The 21,771-nt window shown below is 63.3% G+C and carries 15 protein-coding genes and 1 pseudogene; 10 read left to right on the top strand and 6 right to left on the bottom strand.

Annotation, left to right across the window (positions count from 1 at the left end):
• Window positions 1-3 precede the first annotated feature (3 nt).
• A complete protein-coding gene (locus tag AC1RWL_RS07310; protein ID WP_493094083.1) occupies window positions 4-1,428 on the top strand; it encodes an MFS transporter in 1,425 nt (474 codons plus the stop codon).
• 88 nt (window positions 1,429-1,516) lie between these two features.
• Complete coding sequence (locus AC1RWL_RS07305) at window positions 1,517-3,079, top strand: D-aminopeptidase (RefSeq protein ID WP_493094082.1); 1,563 nt, start codon at window positions 1,517-1,519, stop codon at window positions 3,077-3,079.
• A gap of 196 nt (window positions 3,080-3,275) precedes the next feature.
• Here AC1RWL_RS07305 and AC1RWL_RS07300 read toward each other — a convergent pair.
• The 6 genes and pseudogenes from AC1RWL_RS07300 to AC1RWL_RS07275 all read right to left on the bottom strand — a co-directional run.
• A pseudogene (locus AC1RWL_RS07300) lies at window positions 3,276-3,632 on the bottom strand (IS5 family transposase); the annotation flags it as partial.
• Window positions 3,633-3,728: 96 nt separating this feature from the next.
• Window positions 3,729-4,760, bottom strand: a complete 1,032-nt coding sequence (locus AC1RWL_RS07295) for a 2,5-dihydroxypyridine 5,6-dioxygenase NicX family protein (RefSeq protein ID WP_493094081.1) — start codon at window positions 4,758-4,760, stop codon at window positions 3,729-3,731.
• 43 nt (window positions 4,761-4,803) lie between these two features.
• Entirely contained in the window at window positions 4,804-5,445 is a 642-nt protein-coding gene (locus AC1RWL_RS07290; protein ID WP_493094080.1) for an N-carbamoylsarcosine amidohydrolase, read from the bottom strand.
• A gap of 10 nt (window positions 5,446-5,455) precedes the next feature.
• Window positions 5,456-6,208: a maleate cis-trans isomerase family protein gene (locus AC1RWL_RS07285; RefSeq protein WP_493094079.1), complete on the bottom strand. Its 753-nt coding sequence runs from the start codon at window positions 6,206-6,208 to the stop codon at window positions 5,456-5,458.
• Between the two features lie 84 nt (window positions 6,209-6,292).
• Entirely contained in the window at window positions 6,293-7,093 is an 801-nt protein-coding gene (locus AC1RWL_RS07280; protein ID WP_493094078.1) for an alpha/beta fold hydrolase, read from the bottom strand.
• On the bottom strand, window positions 7,090-8,226 hold the full coding sequence (locus AC1RWL_RS07275) for an FAD-dependent monooxygenase (RefSeq protein ID WP_493094077.1): 1,137 nt from the start codon (window positions 8,224-8,226) through the stop codon (window positions 7,090-7,092). Before AC1RWL_RS07275 ends, AC1RWL_RS07280 begins: the two co-directional genes overlap by 4 nt.
• A gap of 354 nt (window positions 8,227-8,580) precedes the next feature.
• On the opposite strand from AC1RWL_RS07275, the gene AC1RWL_RS07270 reads away from it, so the two are divergent.
• The 8 genes from AC1RWL_RS07270 (at window position 8,581) to AC1RWL_RS07235 (ending at window position 21,771) form a co-directional block, all read left to right on the top strand.
• Entirely contained in the window at window positions 8,581-9,123 is a 543-nt protein-coding gene (locus AC1RWL_RS07270) for a (2Fe-2S)-binding protein (RefSeq protein WP_493094076.1), read from the top strand.
• Window positions 9,120-12,659 carry a molybdopterin cofactor-binding domain-containing protein gene (locus AC1RWL_RS07265; RefSeq protein WP_493094075.1) on the top strand — a complete coding sequence of 1,180 codons (3,540 nt, stop codon included), beginning with the start codon at window positions 9,120-9,122 and terminating at the stop codon, window positions 12,657-12,659. The genes AC1RWL_RS07270 and AC1RWL_RS07265 overlap by 4 nt, the downstream gene beginning before the upstream one ends.
• A gap of 2 nt (window positions 12,660-12,661) precedes the next feature.
• The gene (locus AC1RWL_RS07260; RefSeq protein ID WP_493094074.1) at window positions 12,662-15,361 is read left to right on the top strand and encodes a carbohydrate-binding protein; all 2,700 of its coding nucleotides are present in this window, start codon (window positions 12,662-12,664) and stop codon (window positions 15,359-15,361) included.
• A 14-nt stretch (window positions 15,362-15,375) separates the two neighbouring features.
• The gene (locus AC1RWL_RS07255) at window positions 15,376-17,646 is read left to right on the top strand and encodes an MGH1-like glycoside hydrolase domain-containing protein (RefSeq protein ID WP_493094073.1); all 2,271 of its coding nucleotides are present in this window, start codon (window positions 15,376-15,378) and stop codon (window positions 17,644-17,646) included.
• 312 nt (window positions 17,647-17,958) lie between these two features.
• Window positions 17,959-19,035 carry an ABC transporter substrate-binding protein gene (locus tag AC1RWL_RS07250; RefSeq protein ID WP_439619018.1) on the top strand — a complete coding sequence of 359 codons (1,077 nt, stop codon included), beginning with the start codon at window positions 17,959-17,961 and terminating at the stop codon, window positions 19,033-19,035.
• Between the two features lie 7 nt (window positions 19,036-19,042).
• Complete coding sequence (locus AC1RWL_RS07245) at window positions 19,043-19,939, top strand: ABC transporter permease (protein WP_493158301.1); 897 nt, start codon at window positions 19,043-19,045, stop codon at window positions 19,937-19,939.
• A 13-nt stretch (window positions 19,940-19,952) separates the two neighbouring features.
• Complete coding sequence (locus AC1RWL_RS07240) at window positions 19,953-20,732, top strand: ABC transporter permease (RefSeq protein WP_493094071.1); 780 nt, start codon at window positions 19,953-19,955, stop codon at window positions 20,730-20,732.
• Window positions 20,719-21,771 (top strand): ABC transporter ATP-binding protein, encoded by a 1,053-nt coding sequence (locus AC1RWL_RS07235; RefSeq protein WP_493094070.1) that lies wholly within the window; start codon window positions 20,719-20,721, stop codon window positions 21,769-21,771. Before AC1RWL_RS07240 ends, AC1RWL_RS07235 begins: the two co-directional genes overlap by 14 nt.

Raw genomic sequence — 21,771 nt, 5'->3', positions numbered from 1 at the left:
GTGATGTCCTCCATTCCCGCTTCGCCGATACCGCTTCACCGCACCCGCATCGTCCCGGCCGTCGTCGCCGTGGCGTTTTTCATGCAGATGCTCGACAGCACGATCATCGCGACGTCGCTGCCGGCGATGGCGCATGCCTTTTCCACGGATGTGGTGACGCTGAACATCGGCTTCACGGCCTATCTCCTGGCAATGGCGGTGTTCATTCCGCCCGCCGGCTGGCTCGCCGATCGTTTTGGCGCCCGCGCGGTGTTCCTTTCCGCCATCGTGCTCTTCACGCTGTCCTCCGTCGCGTGCGGCTTTTCCGGCTCGCTGGCAGAATTCACCGCGGCGCGGCTGTTCCAGGGCGCATCCGCCGCGCTGATGACGCCGGTCGGGCGCCAGCTCGTGCTGCGCGGCGCGCCGAAGGCGGAACTGGTGCGGGCGATCGCTACCATCACCTGGCCGGCTTTGATTGCCCCCGTCATTGGCCCGCTGATCGGCGCCTGGATCACCACCCACGCCGGCTGGGAGTGGAATTTCTTCATCAACCTGCCGCTCGGCTTTCTCGGCGTCGTGCTCGTCGCCTTCTTCGTGCCGCATGCACCGGGCGAGGGGCCGCGCCCCTTCGATCTGCCGGGCTTTCTCCTGACCGGCGGCGCGCTGGCGCTGACGCTGGCGGGGCTGGAGCTCTCCAGCGCCTCGACGGGTGGCGTCGGTGCGCTCACGATCCTCGCTGCGGGCCTCGTCGCCGGCACGCTCGCCATCCGCCATCTCAAGCGCGCGCCGCATGCCCTGCTCGACATGGCCGTGCTGAAGGTGCCGACCTTCGCCTTCGCGACGCTTTCAGCCGGCACGGCAGGGCGGCTCGCGGTCAATGCAACACCCTTCCTGCTGCCCTTGCTGTTCCAGGTCGGCCTTGGCTACGACGCGGTGGAGACAGGCTCGCTCGTGCTCGTCTATTTCCTCGGCAACCTCTTGATGAAGAGCGTTACGACCCCCGCACTCCGCCTCTTCGGCTTCCGCTCGCTGCTCGTCGTCAACGGCCTGGTCGCGGCGCTGACCATCGGTGCCTTCGCCTTCGTCGACGGCGGGACGCCACGCCTGCTGCTCTTCGGCCTGCTGATCGCCTGCGGCCTGTCGCGCTCGATGCAGTTCACCGCGCTGACGACCATCGCTTTTGCCGATGTGACCCCGGCACAGCGCAGTGCGGCAACGACGATCTCGGCCATGTTGCAGCAGCTGTCGCAGCTTCTCGGCGTTGCCGTCGCCGCCGTGGTCATCCGCCTCGCCTCCACCTTTTTCCCGGAGGCCGGCGGTGGCGGGATGCTGACGGATATCCGCGCCGCCTTCCTCTGCATCGCCGTGATCGGCTTCGTTTCGGCGCTGCGCTTCCTGGCGCTGCCGCGTGACGCCGGGGCGGAAGTCTCGGGCCACCGCCGCGGGTGAGGGGCGCGACCCGGATTTTTGACATGTTGCTAAGCGGCTCGCGAACGGACCAATATCCGCCGGTGAGATTCGCAACGGAAAGCGCGGCATGACCAAAATCGACGACAAACGGCTCGAAGCGGAGATCGACGCCCTTCCCGCCCGGTTCCAGGGGCCGGGTGGCGTTATCGGGGTGGTCAGCGAAGGGCAAGTCGTGGCGCGCCGCGCCTGGGGGTTTTCGAACCTCGACGAGCGGCATGCAATGACGCCCGACACGCGGCTGCCGATCTGCTCGATCTCCAAGCAGTTCACCTGCGCGGCCATGCTCGCCGTGTGCGGCGAGCCCGAGGCCCTGGATGCGCGTCTTCCCGCACACCTGCCGAACTTCGAAGACCCGCTTCCCACGGTGCGCGACCTCTGCAACAACCAGTCGGGACTGCGCGATTACTGGGCGCTCACCGTACTTCACGGCGGCAAGGCGGAGCAGACCTTTTCCCGCGCCGATGCGGGCCCGGTCCTCGCCAGCATGCGAACCGGGCATTTTGCACCCGGCACGCGCTATTCCTACAGCAATGGCAATTTCCGCATTCTTTCGGACATGCTGGAGGAGGTTTCGTCCGAGACGCTCGAAACCCTTTACGCCCGCCACATCTGGCAGCCGGCCGGCATGGCCGGCGCCGTGCTGACCGCCGACACCCGCCAGCCGGCGGATGGCGTCGTCGGCTACGAAGGCAACGACGCCTCCGGCTACCTGCCCGCGGATAACGGCATCTACTGGCGGGGCGATGCCGGCATTTCCGCCTCGCTCGACGACATGCTCGCCTATGAGCGCTGGATCGACGCCACGCGCGACGATCCCGCCAGCCTCTACCAGCGCATCGCCACGCCGCAGACCTTCCGCGATGGCAAGCCGGCCGCCTATGGTTTCGGCCTGCAGCATTCGCGCCTCGGCGATTTCGCCTTCACCAGCCACGGCGGCGCGCTCCGCGGCTTCCGCGCCCACCGCATGTGTTCGACCGAGGCCCGCCTCTCGGTCGTGGTGATGTTCAACCACCACGGCGATGCCCATGGCGCGGCGCACAGGCTCGCGCGCGCGGCACTCGGCCTGCCCCATCCCGTGTCACAGCCGCTGCGCGGGAACTGGGCGGGGCAGTGGATCAGCCAGGAAACCGGCCTGCTGGCACGGCTGGAGCCGGGCCGCGAGACCGTCTCCCTGCGGTTCGGCACGTCGGTCGAGGCCCTATCGGAAGCGCCGGACGGCAGCCTCGCCTCCGCGACTGTCAAGATTGCCCGCGCGGGCGAGGACCTGTTGATGGAGCGCCCGCACGAAAATCACGCCGAGCGGCTCTTGCCTGTCCCGACCGCTCCGCCGGTGGCGGACACCCGCCTCGCCGGCCGCTACCGCTCCTCTGAACTGGAGGCGGATATCGTCATCGAATGCCGCGACGGCGCCACCTATCTCTGGGCGGAGGGCTTTCTCGGCACAGGCCGCCCCGAGATCGTCTACCCCGCCGGCCCCGACCTCTGGATCGTCGTAACCCGCCGCTCGATGGACGCGCCGGCGCCCGGAGACTGGACGCTGCGCGTCACCCGCGATGCCGCGGGAAACGTCACCAGCCTGACGCTCGGCTGCTGGCTGGCGCGAGGCATTGATTATGTCAAACAGGCGTGATTTCGCCTAACGCTCTGCAAGGTGTAGCGGAAGCCTTGCACACCTCCTCCTTTAGCCAAGTGATGCTCGTCGTAAGCATCGGCGGCCGGGTGATCGGCGATGGAGAAACCCGGTCCCATGACCAGAAAGCTCCAGGTGCTCTATCTTGAACTTGAAGCGGCCGACATCAGTTTAGGACGAATCGGCGTTCATCACAGCCAGAGGATTGCGGCTGCGCGATCTCTTTTCCCGATGCCGCCTGCTGATGAGCACGCACGATCGTGCCGCCGATCATCAGATGCTGGTTGCCCCGATCGGCAGTCAGCGTCTCGAACACCCGCTCCCATATGCCGGCATGGCACCAGCGGCTGAAACGCTTATGCGCCTTCGTCCACTTGCCATACCGCTCCGGCAGATCGCGCCAATGTGCGCCCGAACGCAATACCCAGAGGAAACCATTAATAAGCAAGCGATTATCCGAGCCGGTCCGGCCGGGGTCGCCAGATTTTCCGGCCAAAAGCGACGCAATCTTCGCCCACTGAACATTGCTCAATTCATATCGCTTCGCCGCCATGCACAGGTCTCCGTGGTCCAACACGGCAACCTATGAATCACTCATCAAGCGATTTGGGAATCATGAATGTCGATTGGTCCTTGAGGATCGCCGTTGTCACTTCCAGTTGTGCTGCATTTCCTTAACGGCGATGTCGCCGTTCAGAACCATCGGCTCGTCGTCGAGGAAGAGCGAGCAATTGCGCATCGGGATGTCGAGATGGCAGGCGGTGTCGTTCGGCCCGCCGAGCTCGTTGTTCGGGCCAGTGGAGAACATGACGTTGCCGTAGAACGATCGGGCCTCCATTCCCATACCGCCCGGGAACTCGCCGGGCACCATGCGGTGCCACTTGGCGTTCTGGTTGAGGCCCCAGCCGACATGGCTCATGCCCATGCCGCGTGGGTCGTTGAAACCCGCCATGTAGGACTTGACGAGTTCGGCGTCTAGGCCGCCGCGGATGTCGGTGATCCAGCCGTTTTCGATCGTATAGATGATCGGGTCGCGCACGTAGATATTCTGCGGCAGTAGGATATCGCCCGGCGCAACGACGATTGTGCCGTCGACACCGTCGTCGTCACCGCCGGTGAAGACAAATCCGGACGGCCAGTGGTCCCAGCGTCCCGGTTCGTCCGTGCAGGCATATTCGGTGATGGCGGGATAGGTGTTGAGCTTGTAGGTAACGTCCGTGCCGTGCTCTGAGGTGATCCGCATCACCTTCGCCTTGGACAGGAGGCCGCCGGCGAATTCGACGCGCTCGCGCAGTTCCATCGTCGGCAGCATGCGGGCGAGAATTTCCGGCGGTTCGACGGCGGTAAGGATGCGCGTGCCGGAGGCCTGGATCGCCATCTGCTCCGGGCTGAAAAGCAGGAAGATGCAATCGATCAGCATGTCGGCGGCCTTCAGGGCCTCCACCGCGTCCGGCATGGCGGCCAGTCCGGTCTGGCCGACCGCCCATGCACCGGCCGGCGGCACAGGCGGCAGGCGCATGTGGTACATCTTGGCACCAAGACGCATGCCCGCCGCCATGAAGGCGTCGGCGTAATCGAGGCGCTCGTTGCCCTGGGTCAGGACGATGAGCTTTTCGCCCTCGTGGACGCCTGACATCTTCAACTGATGCAGGCAGATTTCCGTGAAGCTGAATTGATCCATGTTCGTTCCCTTTATTGCTTGAAGGCTTCGGTGCTTCGTACAGTTACGGACAGTCGGTCTTGACCCTGGCGATTTCTGCGATCGCTTCCTCCCTCGAAACGACGTCGCCGTACTTGCTGTCGATGTCGAAGAGGTTCGCATTGTGCGGATCGGGATGCCGGTCGCCGACGCAGTCGCGCACGACGATGGTGCGGAACCCGTATTGGACCGCATCGACCGCGCTCGCCCGGATGCAGCCACTGGTCGAGCAGCCCGCCAGGATGACCGTGTCGATGCCCTGCGCGTGAAGATGCGAGGCAAGGCTCGTGCCGAAGAAGGCGCTGGCATATTGCTTGACGATGACGAGTTCATTAGCGGCCGGCGGGACTTCGTCGCAGAATTCCGCCAGAACGTTGCCTTCGACCATGGCCTTCATGACGGGCGACTTCTTCACCCACATGCCTCCATCGGCGCAGTTTTCGGCGAGATAGAGGATACGCGTGTGGATGACGGGAACACCAGCGCGCCGGGCGGCGGCGATCAGCTCCGGTGTTCGAGCAACGGCCTCCACCACGCCCGGCGCATAGAGCGGGGCACCTTCGGTCGTGTAGGCCTTGAGGAAATCGATGACGAGAAGGGCCGGCCTTTGGCCGAAACCGATGCGGTTGCCCCAGACACCCTGATAGTTGGCTTCGGCGCTCTGCATGGCGCCTTCCTCAATAAGCGCCGGACAGGAGCGCGCCCGCACCGGGCGAGATGGCTTCCAGCCCGAGCGATTTCAGCATGCAATAGGTGGTTGCGGCGGCGGCGGTGATCACTGGCTTGCCTGTGAGGGCTTCGACTTTGGCGATGACCGGCAAAGACGGCATCTGCACGCAGGCGGACAGCACGATGACGTCGACATCGGAGAGATCTAGCGTCTGGACGATGGCCGGCAGGTTTTCCGGATCGTGGCGGGCAACATCGAGATTGTCGGGAATTTCCAGCGCCCTCCAGTCCACCACCTCGAAGCCTTCCTCGCGGATATAATTCACCACGAGTTCCGTCAGCGGCTTCATGTAGGGCGCGACGACGGCGATCTTCTTTGCCTTCATCACCTTCAATCCCTCGATCAGGGCGCCGGCACTGGTGACGACGGGGATGTCCGTCTCGTTTTCGCGGGTGCGCCCGGTCAGGCGTGCCTCGGACTGGCGATGATAACCAAGCCCCATGGCCATGATGGCAACCAGGCAGGCATAGCCCAGAACATCGACGCGGGCATCGGACAGCTCGATCGCGCAGCGATCGGATTCGGCATCCATGGCGGCCAGTTCTTCCTTGACCACCTTTTTCATCCGCATGCGGCTGGAGTGGAAGGTAAAGCGCTCTGGACGGATCATCTGGCGGGCCGTCAGCATCGCCGGAATTTCCGTTTCCATCGTCGTGTTGGAACTCGGCACGATCTGGCCGATACGATAGGTTTTTTGCACGGCAACACTCCTTGGAAGAATGAAAGCGACTCCCGAAGGCATCGCGACGGCAATGAAAATGGCGGGCCGGAGCCCGGCACGCAGTTATCTCGACAGGAAATCGCCGAGGGCTTCGAAGAAGCCGTCGAAGTCGTCCCAGGGGATCATGTGGCCCGCATTGGCGACACGGGTGATTTCGATTGCCGGATTGAGGCCACGGATTTCCGCTTCATCCTCGGCTGCAATCACGCCACCGCGTCCCGCCACCATGAGCATCGCCGGCTGTTCGATCTTCGCGAAATCCGGAAAGATATCGTCGCGGTGGAAATCCTCGAAGGCGGTGACGATGGCCGGCTCGTAGCAGGTGTGCAGCCACTCGGCACGAAGCCGCAGCTGGGCCTCGCTCCAGGTCGGGCAGAAGGCCTTCATGCCTTCCGCATCGATACCCTGCGCGGCAAGACGGACGGAATCGACGTACCAGGGCAGCTTGCTCGGATAGGGCCGGCGGCCGGGGCCGGAGACGGGGGGATCGATCAGCGCGAGACGGGCAAAGCCGGCCTTGCCCAACACCGCGGCGCGCATTGCGATGCGGGCCCCCATGGAGTGGCCGAGGAGCGCCGGGGCGGAAAGACCGAGCGCATCGGCGAAGCCGACGACGTCGGCGGCCATCGCGTCGAGGCCGTAGTCGAGGTCCGGCCCGGTGGCGGACAAACCGCGGCCGCGGACGTCGAGCACATAGACATCATGGCGCTCCGCCAGCCGCTCGGCGACGAATCCCCAGGTGATCGCCGGGCTGGTGATGCCCGGAATGAGGATGACTGCGGAGCCCTTGCCGCCGTAGCGCAGGTAGTGCTGGCGAATGCCGTTGGCAAAGACATTGGCGCCGTAAAGCAGGGCCGCGCTCATGCGACACTCTTGTCGCGGAGCGGCTGGGCGTAGATGTCGTAGCCATAGACCCAGGACGGGTCTTCCTGCGCGAGCAGGAATGTGTTGGCGTTCGAGACCGTCTGTACGCGCGTGGCGCGCTCGCGGCGGTTCGCCTCGTAGAGGGCGAAGGCCGTTGCATAGGCATTGGGGCCAACTTCCTGAAGGCAGCGCGCCAGCATAGCCGCATCCTCGATCGCCATGGCCGCCCCCTGCGCCATATGCGGCTTCATGGGGTGGCAGGCATCGCCGAGCAGGACCATGCGGCCCTGGCTCCACAGCGGCAGCGGGTTGCGATTGAACAACGGCCACTTGGTGACGTCGTCCGTGGCTTCGATCAGGGCCTGGATCACCGGATGATAGCCGGCGAAGGCATCGAACATTTCCTCGCGGCTGCTCTGGACGAAGGCGCCATCGAATTCCCAGGCGGCATGGGGCACGCCGGTGACGTAATAATATTCGTCACGACGGCTCGTGGTGTAGTACACCATCATATGCCGGTCCGGTCCCCACCACTTGACGCAGTCCTCGAATGTGAGGTCGAGCTTCTTCAGCTTTTCGGCCGAGATCATCGCGCGGTGGCCGACCCAACCGCTGTAGTTCGGGCGTTCGGCGCCGAGCAGGGTTTCACGGACACGGGAATTGATGCCGTCGGCACCGATGACGATCGCCGCGCGGGTCGACGTGCCGTCCTGGAATTCGAGATAGACGTCGGAGCCGTTGTCCTCAAGCCGCGTCAGCCGCTTGTTGAACTCGACCGTGCCGGGCGTCATCGTCTCCATCTGCAGCGCCGACAGATCGCCGCGGTGCACGGTGCAATAGGTCGCGCCGTAGCCTTCGAGCGGGATGCGGGAAAGGTACTCGCCGGTGATGCCGTCGCGGCTGAACCAGTGGCTCGGCGTGCTGCTGATATCGACCAGCTTCTGCTCCATGCCGATCCGCCGGAAGATCTTCAGCACGTTCGGCCCCATGTGGATGCCTGCGCCGAGGCGGGTGAAGCTTGGCGCCTGTTCGAAGACCTTCACGTCGAAGCCGGCATGCTGGAGCAATGCACCCGCCGCCGCGCCGCCAAGTCCGGCGCCGATGATTGCGATGGTCTGGTTCCCGCTCGGCATGGCTGTCTCTCCCGTAACGACCCTATGGCGGCCTTGATGGCCCGACCTTGGAGTGGAGTATCCAGCGTATACGCTTTAAATTGGGAAGACAAGACGATGGGATCGCCAAAAGATGAGATCCACGATTTTTGCTGAAATTTGAGGACAAATAGAGGATACAGGCAGCGAAAAAATGCGATTGCCAGAAGCGATATTAAGCGTATACACTCGTTAAGTTGGGAGCGAGCCCCGTCAGGGGTGACTGGTGTTCAAGGCGAACGGAGGGTGCATGTCGTTGATCGCCGATTGCCGCGACGGGAGTGAGATCGCTGGAGCATGCGATCTGGATATGTGCCTGTCGGTTGGGATGGCGATATGAAAACGAGCGTCGCGCCCTCGCCATTTTCGCTGCGGGTCAACGGCGGGAACGTTGTCGTGGTGGCCGATCCCCAGACGCCTTTGCTGTATATCCTGCGCAATGATCTGGAGCTCAACGGGCCGAAATACGGCTGCGGTCTCGGCGAGTGCGGTGCCTGCTCCATTCTTGTCGACGGGCGTGCGGTGCGCGCGTGCACGATCCCTTTGCGGGCGATTGCCGGGCGCGACATCACGACACTTGAAGGGCTCTGCACAGAGTATGGACTTCATCCCGTCCAGCAGGCGTTCATAGATGAATCCGGCGCGCAGTGCGGATATTGCCTCAACGGCATGATCATCACCACCGTCGCGCTGCTCGCGCGCAATCCGGATCCGCAGGAGGCCGATATTCGCGACGCGTTGCGCCATAATCTCTGCCGCTGCGGCACCCATGTCGAAATTCTCGCCGCCGTGCGCAAAGCTGTCGGTCTGTGCAAGGCGGCAGCGATCAAGTCGCCGACAGCCGGCGCACTTTCCGCCAATCCCGAGGTGCGCGCATGACGGCCGCCCATGATCTTCCGAAATCGAGCTATCTGGACACGCCGGACATGCTGGCCGTGCTTTCGTCGTCTGAGCCGGATGCCGAACTCTACATTGCGATCGACGGGCAGGGCGGGGTCACCGCCTTTAACGGGCATGTGGATCTGGGAACGGGCATCCGCACGTCCCTTGCCCAGATCGTTGCGGAAGAACTCGATGTGCCCTTTGAGAATGTGGTGATGGTGCTGGGCAGCACCTCCGCCGTGCCCAACCAAGGTGCGACGATCGCCAGCGAGACCATTCAGGTGACGGCAAAGCCGTTGCAGCGGGCGGCAGCGACCGCGCGACACTATTTCCTTAGGCGGGCGGCTGAAAAACTTGGCCTGCCGCTCGAAAACCTGGTGGTCGAAGAGGGGATCATCCGCGCGGTTACCGGGGAGAACGCCAGCATATCCTTTGGTGAGCTTGTCGAAGGACCGGGCGTGCAACTGGTCATCGATCCCCAAGCGCCTTTGAAACCGGTCGCGGACTATCGGATCATCGGATCTTCCCGGCCGCGCGTGGACATTCCCGCGAAGGCGACCGGCCGATGGACCTACGTGCACGATGTGCGCGTGCCCGGCATGCTGCATGGAAGGGTGGTGCGTCCGCCCTATGCCGGCTTCGATCACGGTTCGCATGTTGGAACGAGCCTGATTTCGGTCGATGAAGATTCGCTCGCGCATGTTCCGGGTCTTGTGGCGGTCGTCGTTATCGGCGATTTCGTCGGCGTCGTTGCGACCCGGGAGGAAAATGCTGCCGAGGCTGCAAAAAGCCTGAAGGTCGTCTGGCGTGAGCCACCGGACGTGGCCGACCTCAATTCTCCGGAAGAAGCGCTGCGCGCCAACCCTGCAACGCCGCGCAAGCTAATCGATCGCGGCAATGTCGATCTGGCGCGCGAGGGCGCGGCCGATGTCATGGACCGTACCTATATCTGGCCCTACCAGATGCACGGCTCGATCGGCCCGTCCTGCGCGGTCGCCGACTATCGCGACGGTCGCCTGACAGTCTGGTCCGGCACGCAGAACCCGTTTCCGATGCGAAAGGATCTCTCGATCCTTCTCGACATTCCGGAAGAGCATATCGTCGTGGAGAGGCTGGAGGCGGCCGGGTGTTATGGTCGCAATTGCGCCGATGACGTCACCGCCGATGCCGCGCTGTTGTCGCGCGCCGTCGGGCAGCCGGTGCGCGTACAGCTGACGCGCGAGCAGGAGCACGCCTGGGAGCCCAAAGGTGCGGCGCAGGTGATCGACGTGCGCGGCGGCCTCGATCTCGAAGGTGGCCCCGCCGCCTACGATTTCGAAACCCGGTATCCGTCCAACCTCGCGCCGACGCTTCCGCTGCTTCTGACGGGCAAGATCGCCCCGGTTCCCGAGGTCGTGCAGATGGGCGACCGGACGGCGATCCCGCCCTATGCCTATGGCAATCTTCGTGTCACCGTGCACGACATGCCGCCGATTGCCCGCGCGTCCTGGTTTCGGGGCGTTTCGGCCATGCCGAACACGTTCGCGCATGAATCCTATGTCGATGAACTCGCCTCGGCCGCCGGTGTCGATCCCATCGAATACCGGCTGCGATACCTGCAGGACCCACGGGCCATCGATCTCGTCCGGGCAACCGCCGAGCGCGCAAAATGGGTGCCGCACGCTGGCCCCGGCACGCTGGGCGGTGAAGGCGATCTGCTCTATGGGCGGGGCTTCGCTTATGCAGTGTATGTGCACGGCAAATTCCCCGGAACCGCGGCAGCCTGGGCAGCATGGGTCGCCGATGTGGCGGTCAACCGGAAGACCGGCGAGATCGCGGTGACGCGGGTCACCTGCGGCCAGGATTCCGGGCTGATGATCAATCCGGATGGCGTGCGCCACCAGATCCACGGCAATATCATCCAGTCCACCAGCCGGGTGCTGAAGGAGCAGGTCGGCTTTTCATCGACGGCGGTGACAAGCAAGGAATGGGGCGGCTATCCGCTCATCACCTTCCCCGAAGTGCCGGACATCGATGTCCTGATGATCCCTCGGCCGGACGAGCCGCCGCTCGGCGTCGGCGAGTCCGCCTCCGTTCCCAGTGCTGCGGCCATTGCCAATGCGGTGTTCGATGCAACGGGCATCCGCTTTCGCGAGTTGCCGCTCACGCCGGAGCGTGTTCTGGCCGCCCTCAACGGCAAGGACGCCACGGAGACGGTGCCGCCCGCTCGCAAGCGCCGCTGGTGGGCGGTCGGCCTGCCTGTCGTCGGCATCTTGAGCGCCGTCGCCGGCCTTGCAACGATGGCCTCTCCCTGGCGTCCGGCCATCAGCCCCATCGCGCGGCCGGACCCTAACCTCTACAGCGCGGCCACCATCGAGCGGGGGCGGCTTGCGGCCGCGGCCGGTGCCTGCAATGTCTGCCATGTCGGAGACGACGGACAGATGTTTGCCGGAGGGCGCCGGTTCGAGACGCCCTTTGGCGTGGTCTACGCAACGAACATCACGCCGGACCTGGAACACGGTATCGGCAACTGGTCCTATCCTGCCTTCGAGCGCGCCATGCGCCAGGGTATCAGCCGGGATGGTCATCATCTTTATCCGGCGCATCCTTACACGTCTTTTGCCGGTGCCGAGGAGGCCGATCTTCAGGCGCTCTATGCCTATATGACAACCCAGACGCCCGTTGCACGGAAGGCGCCGGAAACCAGGCTGGCCTTCCCCTATAATATGCGCGCGATGATGGCGGGCTGGAATGCGATGTTCCTGAAGGCGGCGCCTTTCCAGTATGACCAGACCAAGGGCGCCGTCTGGAATCGCGGCGCCTATCTCGTCGAAACGCTCGGTCACTGTTCCGCCTGCCACACGGAGCGCAATGGTCTGGGCGCTGAAAAATCCGGTAAGGCCCACCTTTCCGGCGGCTTTGCCGATGGCTGGGAGGCGCCCGCGCTGAATGCCCTTGCCAAGGGGCCGGTGATTTGGACTGAGACTGCCTTTTACGACTACCTGCGCAGCGGCCATGCCCGCGATCACGGCAGCGCTGCGGGTCCGATGGCCGATGTGGTCTCCGCATTGGCGCCGCTGCCGGACAGCGATATCCGCGCGATGGCCGCCTATCTTTCGGGGCTGAACGAAACGTCGTCCTCCCAAGCGACCGACGTCCAGACGCAATCTGCGATTTCGGCGAGCATTGCGGCATCCGAGCAGGCCGCCCTCGTGTCACCAAAAGGAGCACGTATTTTCGCAGGCGCATGTGCCTCCTGTCATGAAGGCAACACGATCCTCTCGCCGCTGACGCTCAACAGCAACCTGCACAGCGATGTGCCGGACAACGTCCTTCAGGTCCTGATGAATGGTGTCGAAGCACCGGCGATCCTGGCCGAAACGACAGGGCGCGAGATGCCTGAAATCATGTCGATGCCGGCGTTTCGCGGCGTGCTGGATCGCGGGCAGATGGAAGACCTGACGGCCTACCTGCGGGCACGCTTCGCTCCGGATAAATCGGCTTGGTCGAGCCTCGGTCCGGCGATCGACCGCATCGCGTCGATGGTGCATTGAACATGACGGCGCAGATCGAAGTAGGGACTATCGTGGACTTGGACAGCAAGGCACTTTTTCTTGATCCGCCCCATGCGTTTCGTCCGTCTGCCTACTGGTTCTGGCATTCGATACCGGACGAGGCGACCTGCCGTGCGCAACTGACCGATTTTCGCGATCAGGGTTTCGGCACGATCCTCGTTCAGGCACGCCTTGCCTTTCCGCGGGAACACTATCTGTCCGACGCTTATCTCGCTTCATACCGGCGCGCGGTCGAAATTGCCGGCGAGCTCGGCCTGAAGGTTGGCATCTACGACGACTATAACTGGATCAGCGGCCATGCCGGCGGCCGCACGGTCGAAGGCCGCGACGATCTGCGGGAGCGGCATCTTTTCTGGTGCACGACATCGCAGGCAAGCGGGAAGATCAGCGGCATCCATCCACCCTTCGTCAACAGCATGGGGCCGGACATCCTGGCCTGGCAATATGAGGGCGGCGATGTTCTCTGGTGTGACTGGTCGATCGAAGCAGCCCTGCTGCACCCATCCGGCCCGATGGGCGATGTCCTTGAGGCTGTCAATATCACGGGCCGGGTGCGGATCACGGATGCCGATGCGCAGTCCTGCGGCTTTGCCTTCGACGGTACCCTCGCGGCCGGAGAGGCCATTACGGTTTTTCTCAGCGCCCGTTCCGCGACCTCGCGCCTCATCAACTACCTTCTGCCTGAGGCCGCCGAACGCTTCATCGAGGTCGGTCTTGAACCCTACCGCCGCGCACTAGGCGGATTGATGCCCGATCCGCTGGGTTTCGTGTTCTACGACCAGCCGGCCGCGGGCTTCTATCGCTGGGATCAGCTAGCCGGCAATCTCGGCAACAGCCTTCTCTTCGATGAAGCGCTTGCAGTGGTCGTTACCGCTAAAACCGGTGCAGCTTTCCCGCATGCCCTGCTGTCCCTCTTGCGCGATGTCGGACCGCAGACGCGGAGATTACGGGCCAGGTTCCACGAGGCCTATTCGGGACTGATGAACGCCAGCTTCTTCGGCACCCTGCGCCGATGGGCGGATGATTACGGGATTGCGCTCACCGGGCATGAAATCCTGCCGCATGTCGGCTCCTGGTCGCTCAATGGCGGCTTTACCGGGATCGATCCCCGGGTCGCGCCCGCCACAGACTTCTTCGGCATCGACGGCTTTCGGCATGATACCGCGGTGGACGCCAACAATTTCGTGGCCCAGCTTGCGCCGAAGATCGGCGATTCCGTCGCCCGGGCCAATGGCCGCAGCCGCTGCACCGTCGAGACCTATGCAACGGCCACCCGCACGCCCGTTCGCGCCGCCGGCCAATGGGAACTGACGCTGGAAACCATGCGGGCACAAGCGATCCGGCTCTATTGCCTCGGCGCCCGACAGTTTCTCTGGCATGGGGTCTATCAGACGGACGGCAACGATGGAGACGTCACGCCCTTTGCCAATCCGCGCTTCGATTTCGGGCCAGGCATCAATTTCGAACCCTGGTGGCCCTATCATCATCTTTTTGCCGCGGAAACGGCACGGATATCCGCGTTCATAGAACCGGCCCGGCCGCATACGCGGGTCGCCATTCTTTACCCGCTGCACACCGCATGGGCCGAAGGCCCGCGCCATAGCCACGCGGCGCATCTGGGCGCGTGGTGCGAATATCTCCAGGCGCTCGGCTGCGAGTATATGGTGGTGAGCGAAAAGCAGCTTTCGGATGCCTCCATCGACGGTGCGAGGATCAGCATTTCGGGTCTCTTATTCGACGCCGTCGTGATGCCGTCGGTGACCGTGCTGGCGAGGACGGCGACGCTGCACACGCTCTCCGATTTCAAAACAGCCGGCGGGTTGCTGTGGCTGTCCGGCGACAGGTTGAAAGATCTCTGCGACGGCGCCTTTGCCGGCGATGCGCCAGCGGGAACGGCTTGTCTGCCGCATATTCCCCCCCCGTCGGATATTGCAGGGCTTGTCGCCACGCTGCCGCTTGCCGGGCCGCAGATCGCGATCCCTGCGGGACGCACGCTTTGGCGCTGGGTCGGACTGGACGGGGACGGCTGGTGGCGGATCGTCGTTTTCAACGATGGTCTTCAAGGCCTTGAGGTCGACATCGCGCTTGGCCAAGGCTTCGCATGCGAAGTCTGGCAGCCGGAAGACGGGACCATCGACCGACGCGGAACGTCCGGACGGCTGACCATCGTTCTTGAACCGCATGAGGTGCAGTGCCTTCGTCTGCACCCGGCGGATTCGCCCGGAACGGACCTGATTGTTGGCGACCCGGAACAGGCCGATCCGCGTGAAACCCTGACGCTTGAGGACGGCTGGTCGTTTTCGCCTGAAGGATCGCGCGCTTTCGCGCCGGTTTCCGTCAGCGAGGGCTGGGAGGTTCAGGGGCATTCCGCCTTTTCCGGCACAGGCCTATACCGTCGTTCGGTCACGATCAAAACCGATGGCGACTGGGTTCTCGATCTTGGCGAGGTCTATACGGCGGTGACGGTGCGTGTCGACGGGCAGGAGATCGGCCGGCGTGCGTGGCGGCCGTACCGGTTCGTGCTTGGCCATCTGGCGCAAGGGCGCCACGAGATCGAACTTGCCGTGTCCAATACGGCTGCAAACCGCTACTACGCGGGTACGCCCTATCAGGGTGACATGCTGGACAAAAGCGGGCTTGCGACCCCGCCACGCCTTATTCTGCTGACGAACAGACATTGAGTGGAACCCGAGACATGCTGCTACACACCACCGTACCCCTTAGCCGCGCCTGGAACAGCTGGTCGGATCGCCCTGCCGAAATGGTGTTTTTGCCGCTCGGTGTCCGGATCACGCCGGTGCTCTATTCCAGCAGGAGCCGCACGACGTCGGAAATCGCGCCGCGCCGCGAGCCGGTTCGCCTCGGCCGCCACAGCATCGATGGCTCCCATATTGATCTGGAGACCGATCATTCCGGCACGACCATCGGTTTTTCAACGACGAAACCGGACCCGTTCACCGTCTGCGGGCGCTGGGAAACGTTGAAGACCGGCGAATGGGGGCTGCGGTTCTGGGTCACGCTGGCTATATCGGCGGAAGGCGGGGAGAGTGTCACCTTCGATGCGGACAAGGGCGTTGCGCTCGTCAAGGTCGGCACGCGGTTTGTTGCCATCGCAACGGCCGATGCCCCGGTGCAGGTGACCGGCCACGAGACGATCGCGGCCCTGCGGGCGGATTTCGAGACGAACGGCTATTTCCATCTGGCGACGCGTAGCGAAGCCGCGCCGGTTCTGGCGCTCCGCTTCAATCTGGAGATGATGCGCCAGGGCGCTTATTGCGCCGCCGTCGCCGACAGCGCGGCGCTCGCAACTGCAAACGCCATTGCGGGTCTCGCCGCAAAGCGCGCCGCAGACCTGCCGCCGGCCCATCTCTCCGCCTACGAAGGCGCACTGGACGCCATGCGCGACGTCGTCGCCTGGAACACCGTCTGGGACGAAACCAACGCGCGGTCATATACCGCCGTGACACGCATCTGGAACCTTGGAAAATTCGCGGTCTGGTACAACGACCAGACGTTCGCAGCGCTTCTCGCCGGCGTGTTCGATGCCGATCTCGCTCGCGAAAACATGGCTGTGGCGCTGGCGGGCGCAACGCCGCAGGGCAATATCGCGTGTATCGTCACCTCCAACGACGCCTGGGTGGATCGCAGCCAACCGCCGCACGGCGCCCTCGTCGCTTGGCAGCTCTATCAGCGCAGCGGCGAAAGCTCGATCCTGCGGGCATCCTACCAGGCGCTGGCCCGCAACAATCGCTGGTGGCGGGCGCATCGCGATCCGGATTCGGCCGGCCTCGTCTCCTGCGGGACATCGGATGTCGGCGAGGGGCTCTACAAGGGCACCGCCTTTGCCGCCCGCAACGAGACCGGCATGGACAATTCGGCAACCCATGACGAGGCGGTCTATCAGCCGGAAACGCGCTCGCTGTCCACCTTCGACCTGGGGCTTAACTGCGCGCTGGCGCTGGATGCCGAGATGCTGGCCAGGATGGCATCGGTGCTCGGACATCATGAAGACGCCGCCGAATTTACAGTGGCGGCGGAGTGGATCCGCACGCTCATTTCGCAGGAGCTCTGGGACGACGAGCGCAAGATCTTCGCAAACCGGCAGCGCAAGGGCGGTTTCGTCCGCTCTCTGTCGCCCACCAGCTTCTACCCCCTGCTGTGCGGCGCGGCGACCGCCGGTCAGGCGGAACATCTGCTGCGCCATCTCGGCGACGAAAGCACCTTTGCCGGCCCGTTCGGCCTGCCGAATGCGACCCGCGACGATCCCGCCTTTGCCGACAACGTCTACTGGCGAGGCCGCATCTGGCCGAATGTCAACTACATGGTCTGGCTTGGCCTGCGCCGCTACGGCTTCTTCGAACAGGCGAGCGCCCTTGCCCGGCAGAGCTACGATCTCTTCATGAAATCCTGGCGCACCGGGCGCATCGCGGCGGAAAACTACAATGCCGTCACCGGCGAGGCGATGGACCAGGGGGATACCGATCCCTTCTACATCTGGGCCGCGCTGTTGCCGATGATGGCGGTCGGCGAAATCTGCGATTTCGACCCTTGGCGCGGATGGAGCATAAGCAATTCCGGCGACGATGTCTCGCTGGGACCAATCCTCACCCCGGCGGGCGCCGCAACCGTGACCATACGGGACGGGCTGCTGACGCTGGCCCTCGACGGGAAGGATTTTCTGCGCACGCGCCTGCGCGGAAGATTGTCCGACATCGTCGTCGAAAAGGGCAGCGTCAGTCTCACACTATTGCCCGAGGCGGCGGGAGAGGGCGCGATAGAGCTGCCGTCGATCCCGGTTTCGGCCCTTGTCGCGAGCCGTCTGGGAGAGGCCGAACTGGCGGCAACCGACTGCCCGACGGGCGGCATTCGGTTTGAATTTGCCACGCAGGCGTCCGCCACCCGTCTCAGCGTGCATTTTTCAAATAAATCGGTCGAATCTTCGGGGATCCACCCGTTGACTTCCTGAAAGTCGCGCGCATAATAATTCGTACACAAACAATAATAAAAAACCGACCTGAGATCTGGGAACACGAAGGAGAATGAACCGAAAGTGTTGGCTGTTGCGTCCTCGCGCGGATATTGCGCGAGGGAGCCCCGTCATTTTCCTTCGATAAGCCAGTCGCGCCATGGGTTCGCACTCGCTGTAAAGACAAATGATGGATGAGCCGATTTTCTTTCGAAATGGAACATTCCTCATTCTCAAGCGACGGCGCTGGTCTCGCATAAAATAGTTTGTCTACAAATGAATATCTGGGTTCAAAAAACAGGAGGGTAACGCATGACCGATTTCACGAGGCGCGAAACATTTCGCCTGATATCCGCCGGGCTGATCGCCGGTGCCGGGCTTTCGATGCTGCCGCGCCAGGCCTTCTCGGCCGGCAAGATCACTGTTCTCAACTGGCAGGGTTACGGCACGGACGAGGCCTGGGCGGTGAAGGCCTTCACCGAAAAGACCGGCATCGAGGTGGTCCATGACTACTTCAGCTCCGAACCGGAGATGCTGACGAAGCTGAGGACCAATCCGGGCGCATATGACGTCGTCCTGATCAACAGCGCCCGCACGCAGCAGGCGGCCGTCGAGGGGCTGATCGCGCCGATCGACTTCTCCACAATCCCGAATGCCGCGGGGCTGTCGCCGGAATTGAAGGAGCATCCCAATCTCCTGTCGGATGGCAAGCCCTATGGCGCGGCCTGGGTATGGGGCATCACCTCGCTGGCGATTTCGGAAGGCTCGGCAAAGCCGGACAGCTATGCGGTGCTTGCGGATGCGGCCCACAAGGGCCGACTGGCTCTCTTCGACGACGCGGTGACCAACGTCGCGATCGGCGCATTGCTGTCGGGCCAGGACATCAACAATCCGACCGATCTCGCCGTCGTCACGGAAAAGCTCAAGGCGTTCAAGGAGAACGTCAAGCTGCTGTGGTCGAGCGAGGACCAGTGGAACAAGGCTTTCGCGGCCAAGGAATTCGACCTTTCGGTCTATTGGTCGGGTGCCGCGGTACGTTCCAAGCGCAACGCGAAGCTTCCGGTCGAGTTCGTCGTGCCGAAGGAGGGCGGCATCGGCTGGCTGGACAACCTGACGATCCCGAGCACCAGCACCAATCCCGAGGGCGGCCTTGCCTTCATCAACTACATGATCGATCCGGAATTCTATGTCGAATGGGCGACCAAGGTCGGCGCGCCGGCCTCGGCCAACGGAGCGGCCATGGAGAAATTGCCGGCTGACGACCTCAACCGCCTGGTGCACAAGCCCGAATATCTCAAGACCATGTCGTTCCAGTCCGCGCTGCCGGATGATCGGCGCGAGGCGTTCAACAACCTCTGGCAGGAGGTCAAGGCTTTCTATGCCGAATGACCAGACCATGAACCATGCAGTGCGCGGACCTTCGGGTCCGCGCGCAGGCTGGACGCCGCCGCAATGGGTCGCCACGATCGCCCTGCTGATGCCGACCTATGCGTGGCTCACGCTCGCGGTGCTCCTGCCTTTGCTGACCATGTTCTGCTTCAGCTTCCTGTCGGCGACGCCGATGGGCAAGGCGCCGCTGGTCTTCACCCTGAAGCAGTATCGCGCATTCATCGATCAGCCCTATCTGCTCAATATCGGCTGGACCTCACTGGTCATCGGCTTCTGGACGACGCTGCTCTGCGCCGTTTTCGGGTTCCTCGCGGCCGTGGCCCTTGCGAGGGCAACGTTTGGCCGCATGCGCGAGACTTTGCTCATCCTAATCCTGCTGCCGTTCTGGACCAACGGTCTTGTGCGCGTCTTCTCCTGGACGATGGTCTTGCGCGAGAACGGTTTTCTCGACAACCTTCTTCACCTGGTTGCGCCGGATGCAGGATCGATCTCCTTTCTCTACACGCGCTATGCGGTCGTGCTCGGTCTGGTGCACGGCTACCTGCCCTACATGATCCTGACCTGCTATATCGCCCTGATCACCATCGACGACGCGATCATCGAGGCGGCGGTCAGCCTTGGCGCGCGCTGGTGGACTGTACTGTTCAAGATCCTCATTCCGATGGCGGCGCCGGGCCTGATCTCGGGCTGCGTTCTGATCTTCGTTCCGGTGATCGGCTCGTTCATGGAGCCGCGCATTCTCGGCGGAAAGGTCGGCGTCACCATGGGCACGGTGATCGAGGATCAGTTTACCCAGGCCTTCAATTGGCCGCTGGGCGCTGCCCTGTCCTTCACCCTGCTTGCCGTCGTGCTTGCAATTTTCGCAACCTTTTCCGGCGTCCTGAAGCGCGGCGCCGCGGCGTGAGGGGGAGACAGACATGACGCATCTCGGACGCATCTATCTCTTTGTCATGCTTCTCTTCCTGTACACTCCGATCGTGGTGATGATGGCGATGGGCTTCAACGAATCCTCACTCTACGAGATGCCCTTCTCATTCTCGACGCGTTGGTACAAGGCGCTCTACGACAACACACCGCTGCTGACATCCGGCCTGAACAGCATCATCATCGCCGTGATCACGGCTGTGATCGCCACCAGTCTCGGCACGATGGCGGCGGTTGCGCTGGAGCGGCGCACGTTTCGCGGCAAAAGCCTGCTGCAGTTGCTGCTGCTGCCGCCGATCGCCATTCCATGGCTGATCACGGGCACGGCGATGCTGGTGTTCTTCTACTGGTCGGGTATCGGGCGGGGCATGCATGCCTTGCTGATCGGGCACGTGGCGCTGGCAATCCCCTATGTGGTGCTCGTCGTCGGCACGGGGTTCAAGACCATCCGCGTCGATCTGGAAGAGGCGGCGATGAGCCTCGGCTCGACTCCGGTGCATGCGTTCTTTTCCGTGACGCTGCCTCTGCTCTATCCCAGCATCATCGGCGCGGCGCTATTTGCCTTTGCCGTGTCGCTCGACCAGTTCGTCATCTCCTATTTCCTCGCGACGCCCGGCTACACGACGTTGCCCGTGCAGATCTATTCCGCCATCCGCAAGGGCTTCACGCCCGAAATCAACGCGATATCAACGCTGCTTCTTCTGGGGTCCATGGCTGCCATCCTGATATTCGCGCGGTTCGCTAAACCTGGAGACGTCAGTGACAAACGTTAATGTGAATTCAGTTGCAAAGACTTACGGCAGCGTTTCGGTCTTGCGCGATATCACGACGGAATTTCCGGAAGGTTCGTTCACCAGTCTTCTGGGGCCGTCCGGCTCCGGCAAGACGACCCTCCTGAGGATCGTCGCCGGCTTCATCAAGCCGGACGAGGGGGTGGTGATGATCGGCAATTCTGATGTGACCAACGTTCCCGTCTGGGGGCGCAACATCGGCATGATGTTCCAGTCCTACGCGCTTTTCCCGCATATGACCGTGGAACAGAACGTTGCTTTCGGGCTGGAACGCCGGGGCATCAAGGGTGCAGAGGCCAGAAAGCAGGCCAATCAGGCGCTGGAGATGGTTCACCTTCCGGACTTCGGCAAGCGTTATCCAAAACAGCTTTCAGGCGGGCAGCAGCAGCGCGTCGCGCTTGCCCGCGCGATGGTCATCAAGCCGAGCGTCCTGCTTTTGGATGAGCCGCTGTCGGCGCTGGACAGGCGTCTGCGCCAGGAAATGCAGGTCGAGCTTCTGCGCATCCAGCGCGAAAGCGGCCTGACGACGATCTTCGTCACGCATGACCAGGAGGAGGCGCTGACGCTCTCCGACAAGATCGCGATTCTGGACAAGGGTCGCATCGTCCAGATCGGCAAACCCGGCGAGGTTTACGAAAGGCCGCTGACACGCTTTGCGGCCGAGTTCCTCGGGGATTCGAACTTCCTGCATGGCAAGGTCGAGGGCGGCGCGGTCCGGCTGGCCGATGGTGCCGTGATCCGTGCTGCCGGTGCTCTTCCCGCCGATGGCGCGGACGTCACGCTGGCGGTCAGGCCCGAGAAAATGTCGGTCGTCTCCGCTCCCGATGCAGCGTCCAACAGCATTACGGCGCGGATAACCACGGTCATCTATGCGGGCCAAGCGCTTTCCTATCTGCTCGTCACGCCCGGCGGCCTGAACCTCAAGCTGTTTGCCCAGAACAGGGACGGGCGTGTGCTGAGCGAGGGCGAGGTCGTTACGCTGGCCTGGTCGCCCGACCATACCATTGCCGTTTCGGAATGA

This window comes from Shinella sp. GW821-FHT10F02 (assembly GCF_058809275.1).
This window is presented reverse-complemented; position numbering and strand designations above follow the sequence as displayed.

What these genes read in the sequence shown, in the direction of transcription:
- AC1RWL_RS07260 (WP_493094074.1), top strand. Translation starts at nt 12,662, where the DNA reads ATGACGGCGCAGATCGAAGTAGGGACTATCGTGGACTTGGACAGCAAG.
- AC1RWL_RS07240 (WP_493094071.1), top strand. Translation starts at nt 19,953, where the DNA reads ATGACGCATCTCGGACGCATCTATCTCTTTGTCATGCTTCTCTTCCTG.
- AC1RWL_RS07265 (WP_493094075.1), top strand. Translation starts at nt 9,120, where the DNA reads ATGACGGCCGCCCATGATCTTCCGAAATCGAGCTATCTGGACACGCCG.
- AC1RWL_RS07245 (WP_493158301.1), top strand. Translation starts at nt 19,043, where the DNA reads ATGAACCATGCAGTGCGCGGACCTTCGGGTCCGCGCGCAGGCTGGACG.
- AC1RWL_RS07275 (WP_493094077.1), bottom strand. Translation starts at nt 8,226, where the DNA reads ATGCCGAGCGGGAACCAGACCATCGCAATCATCGGCGCCGGACTTGGC.
- AC1RWL_RS07250 (WP_439619018.1), top strand. Translation starts at nt 17,959, where the DNA reads ATGACCGATTTCACGAGGCGCGAAACATTTCGCCTGATATCCGCCGGG.
- AC1RWL_RS07295 (WP_493094081.1), bottom strand. Translation starts at nt 4,760, where the DNA reads ATGGATCAATTCAGCTTCACGGAAATCTGCCTGCATCAGTTGAAGATG.
- AC1RWL_RS07255 (WP_493094073.1), top strand. Translation starts at nt 15,376, where the DNA reads ATGCTGCTACACACCACCGTACCCCTTAGCCGCGCCTGGAACAGCTGG.
- AC1RWL_RS07270 (WP_493094076.1), top strand. Translation starts at nt 8,581, where the DNA reads ATGAAAACGAGCGTCGCGCCCTCGCCATTTTCGCTGCGGGTCAACGGC.
- AC1RWL_RS07290 (WP_493094080.1), bottom strand. Translation starts at nt 5,445, where the DNA reads ATGCAGAGCGCCGAAGCCAACTATCAGGGTGTCTGGGGCAACCGCATC.
- AC1RWL_RS07305 (WP_493094082.1), top strand. Translation starts at nt 1,517, where the DNA reads ATGACCAAAATCGACGACAAACGGCTCGAAGCGGAGATCGACGCCCTT.
- AC1RWL_RS07310 (WP_493094083.1), top strand. Translation starts at nt 4, where the DNA reads ATGTCCTCCATTCCCGCTTCGCCGATACCGCTTCACCGCACCCGCATC.
- AC1RWL_RS07280 (WP_493094078.1), bottom strand. Translation starts at nt 7,093, where the DNA reads ATGAGCGCGGCCCTGCTTTACGGCGCCAATGTCTTTGCCAACGGCATT.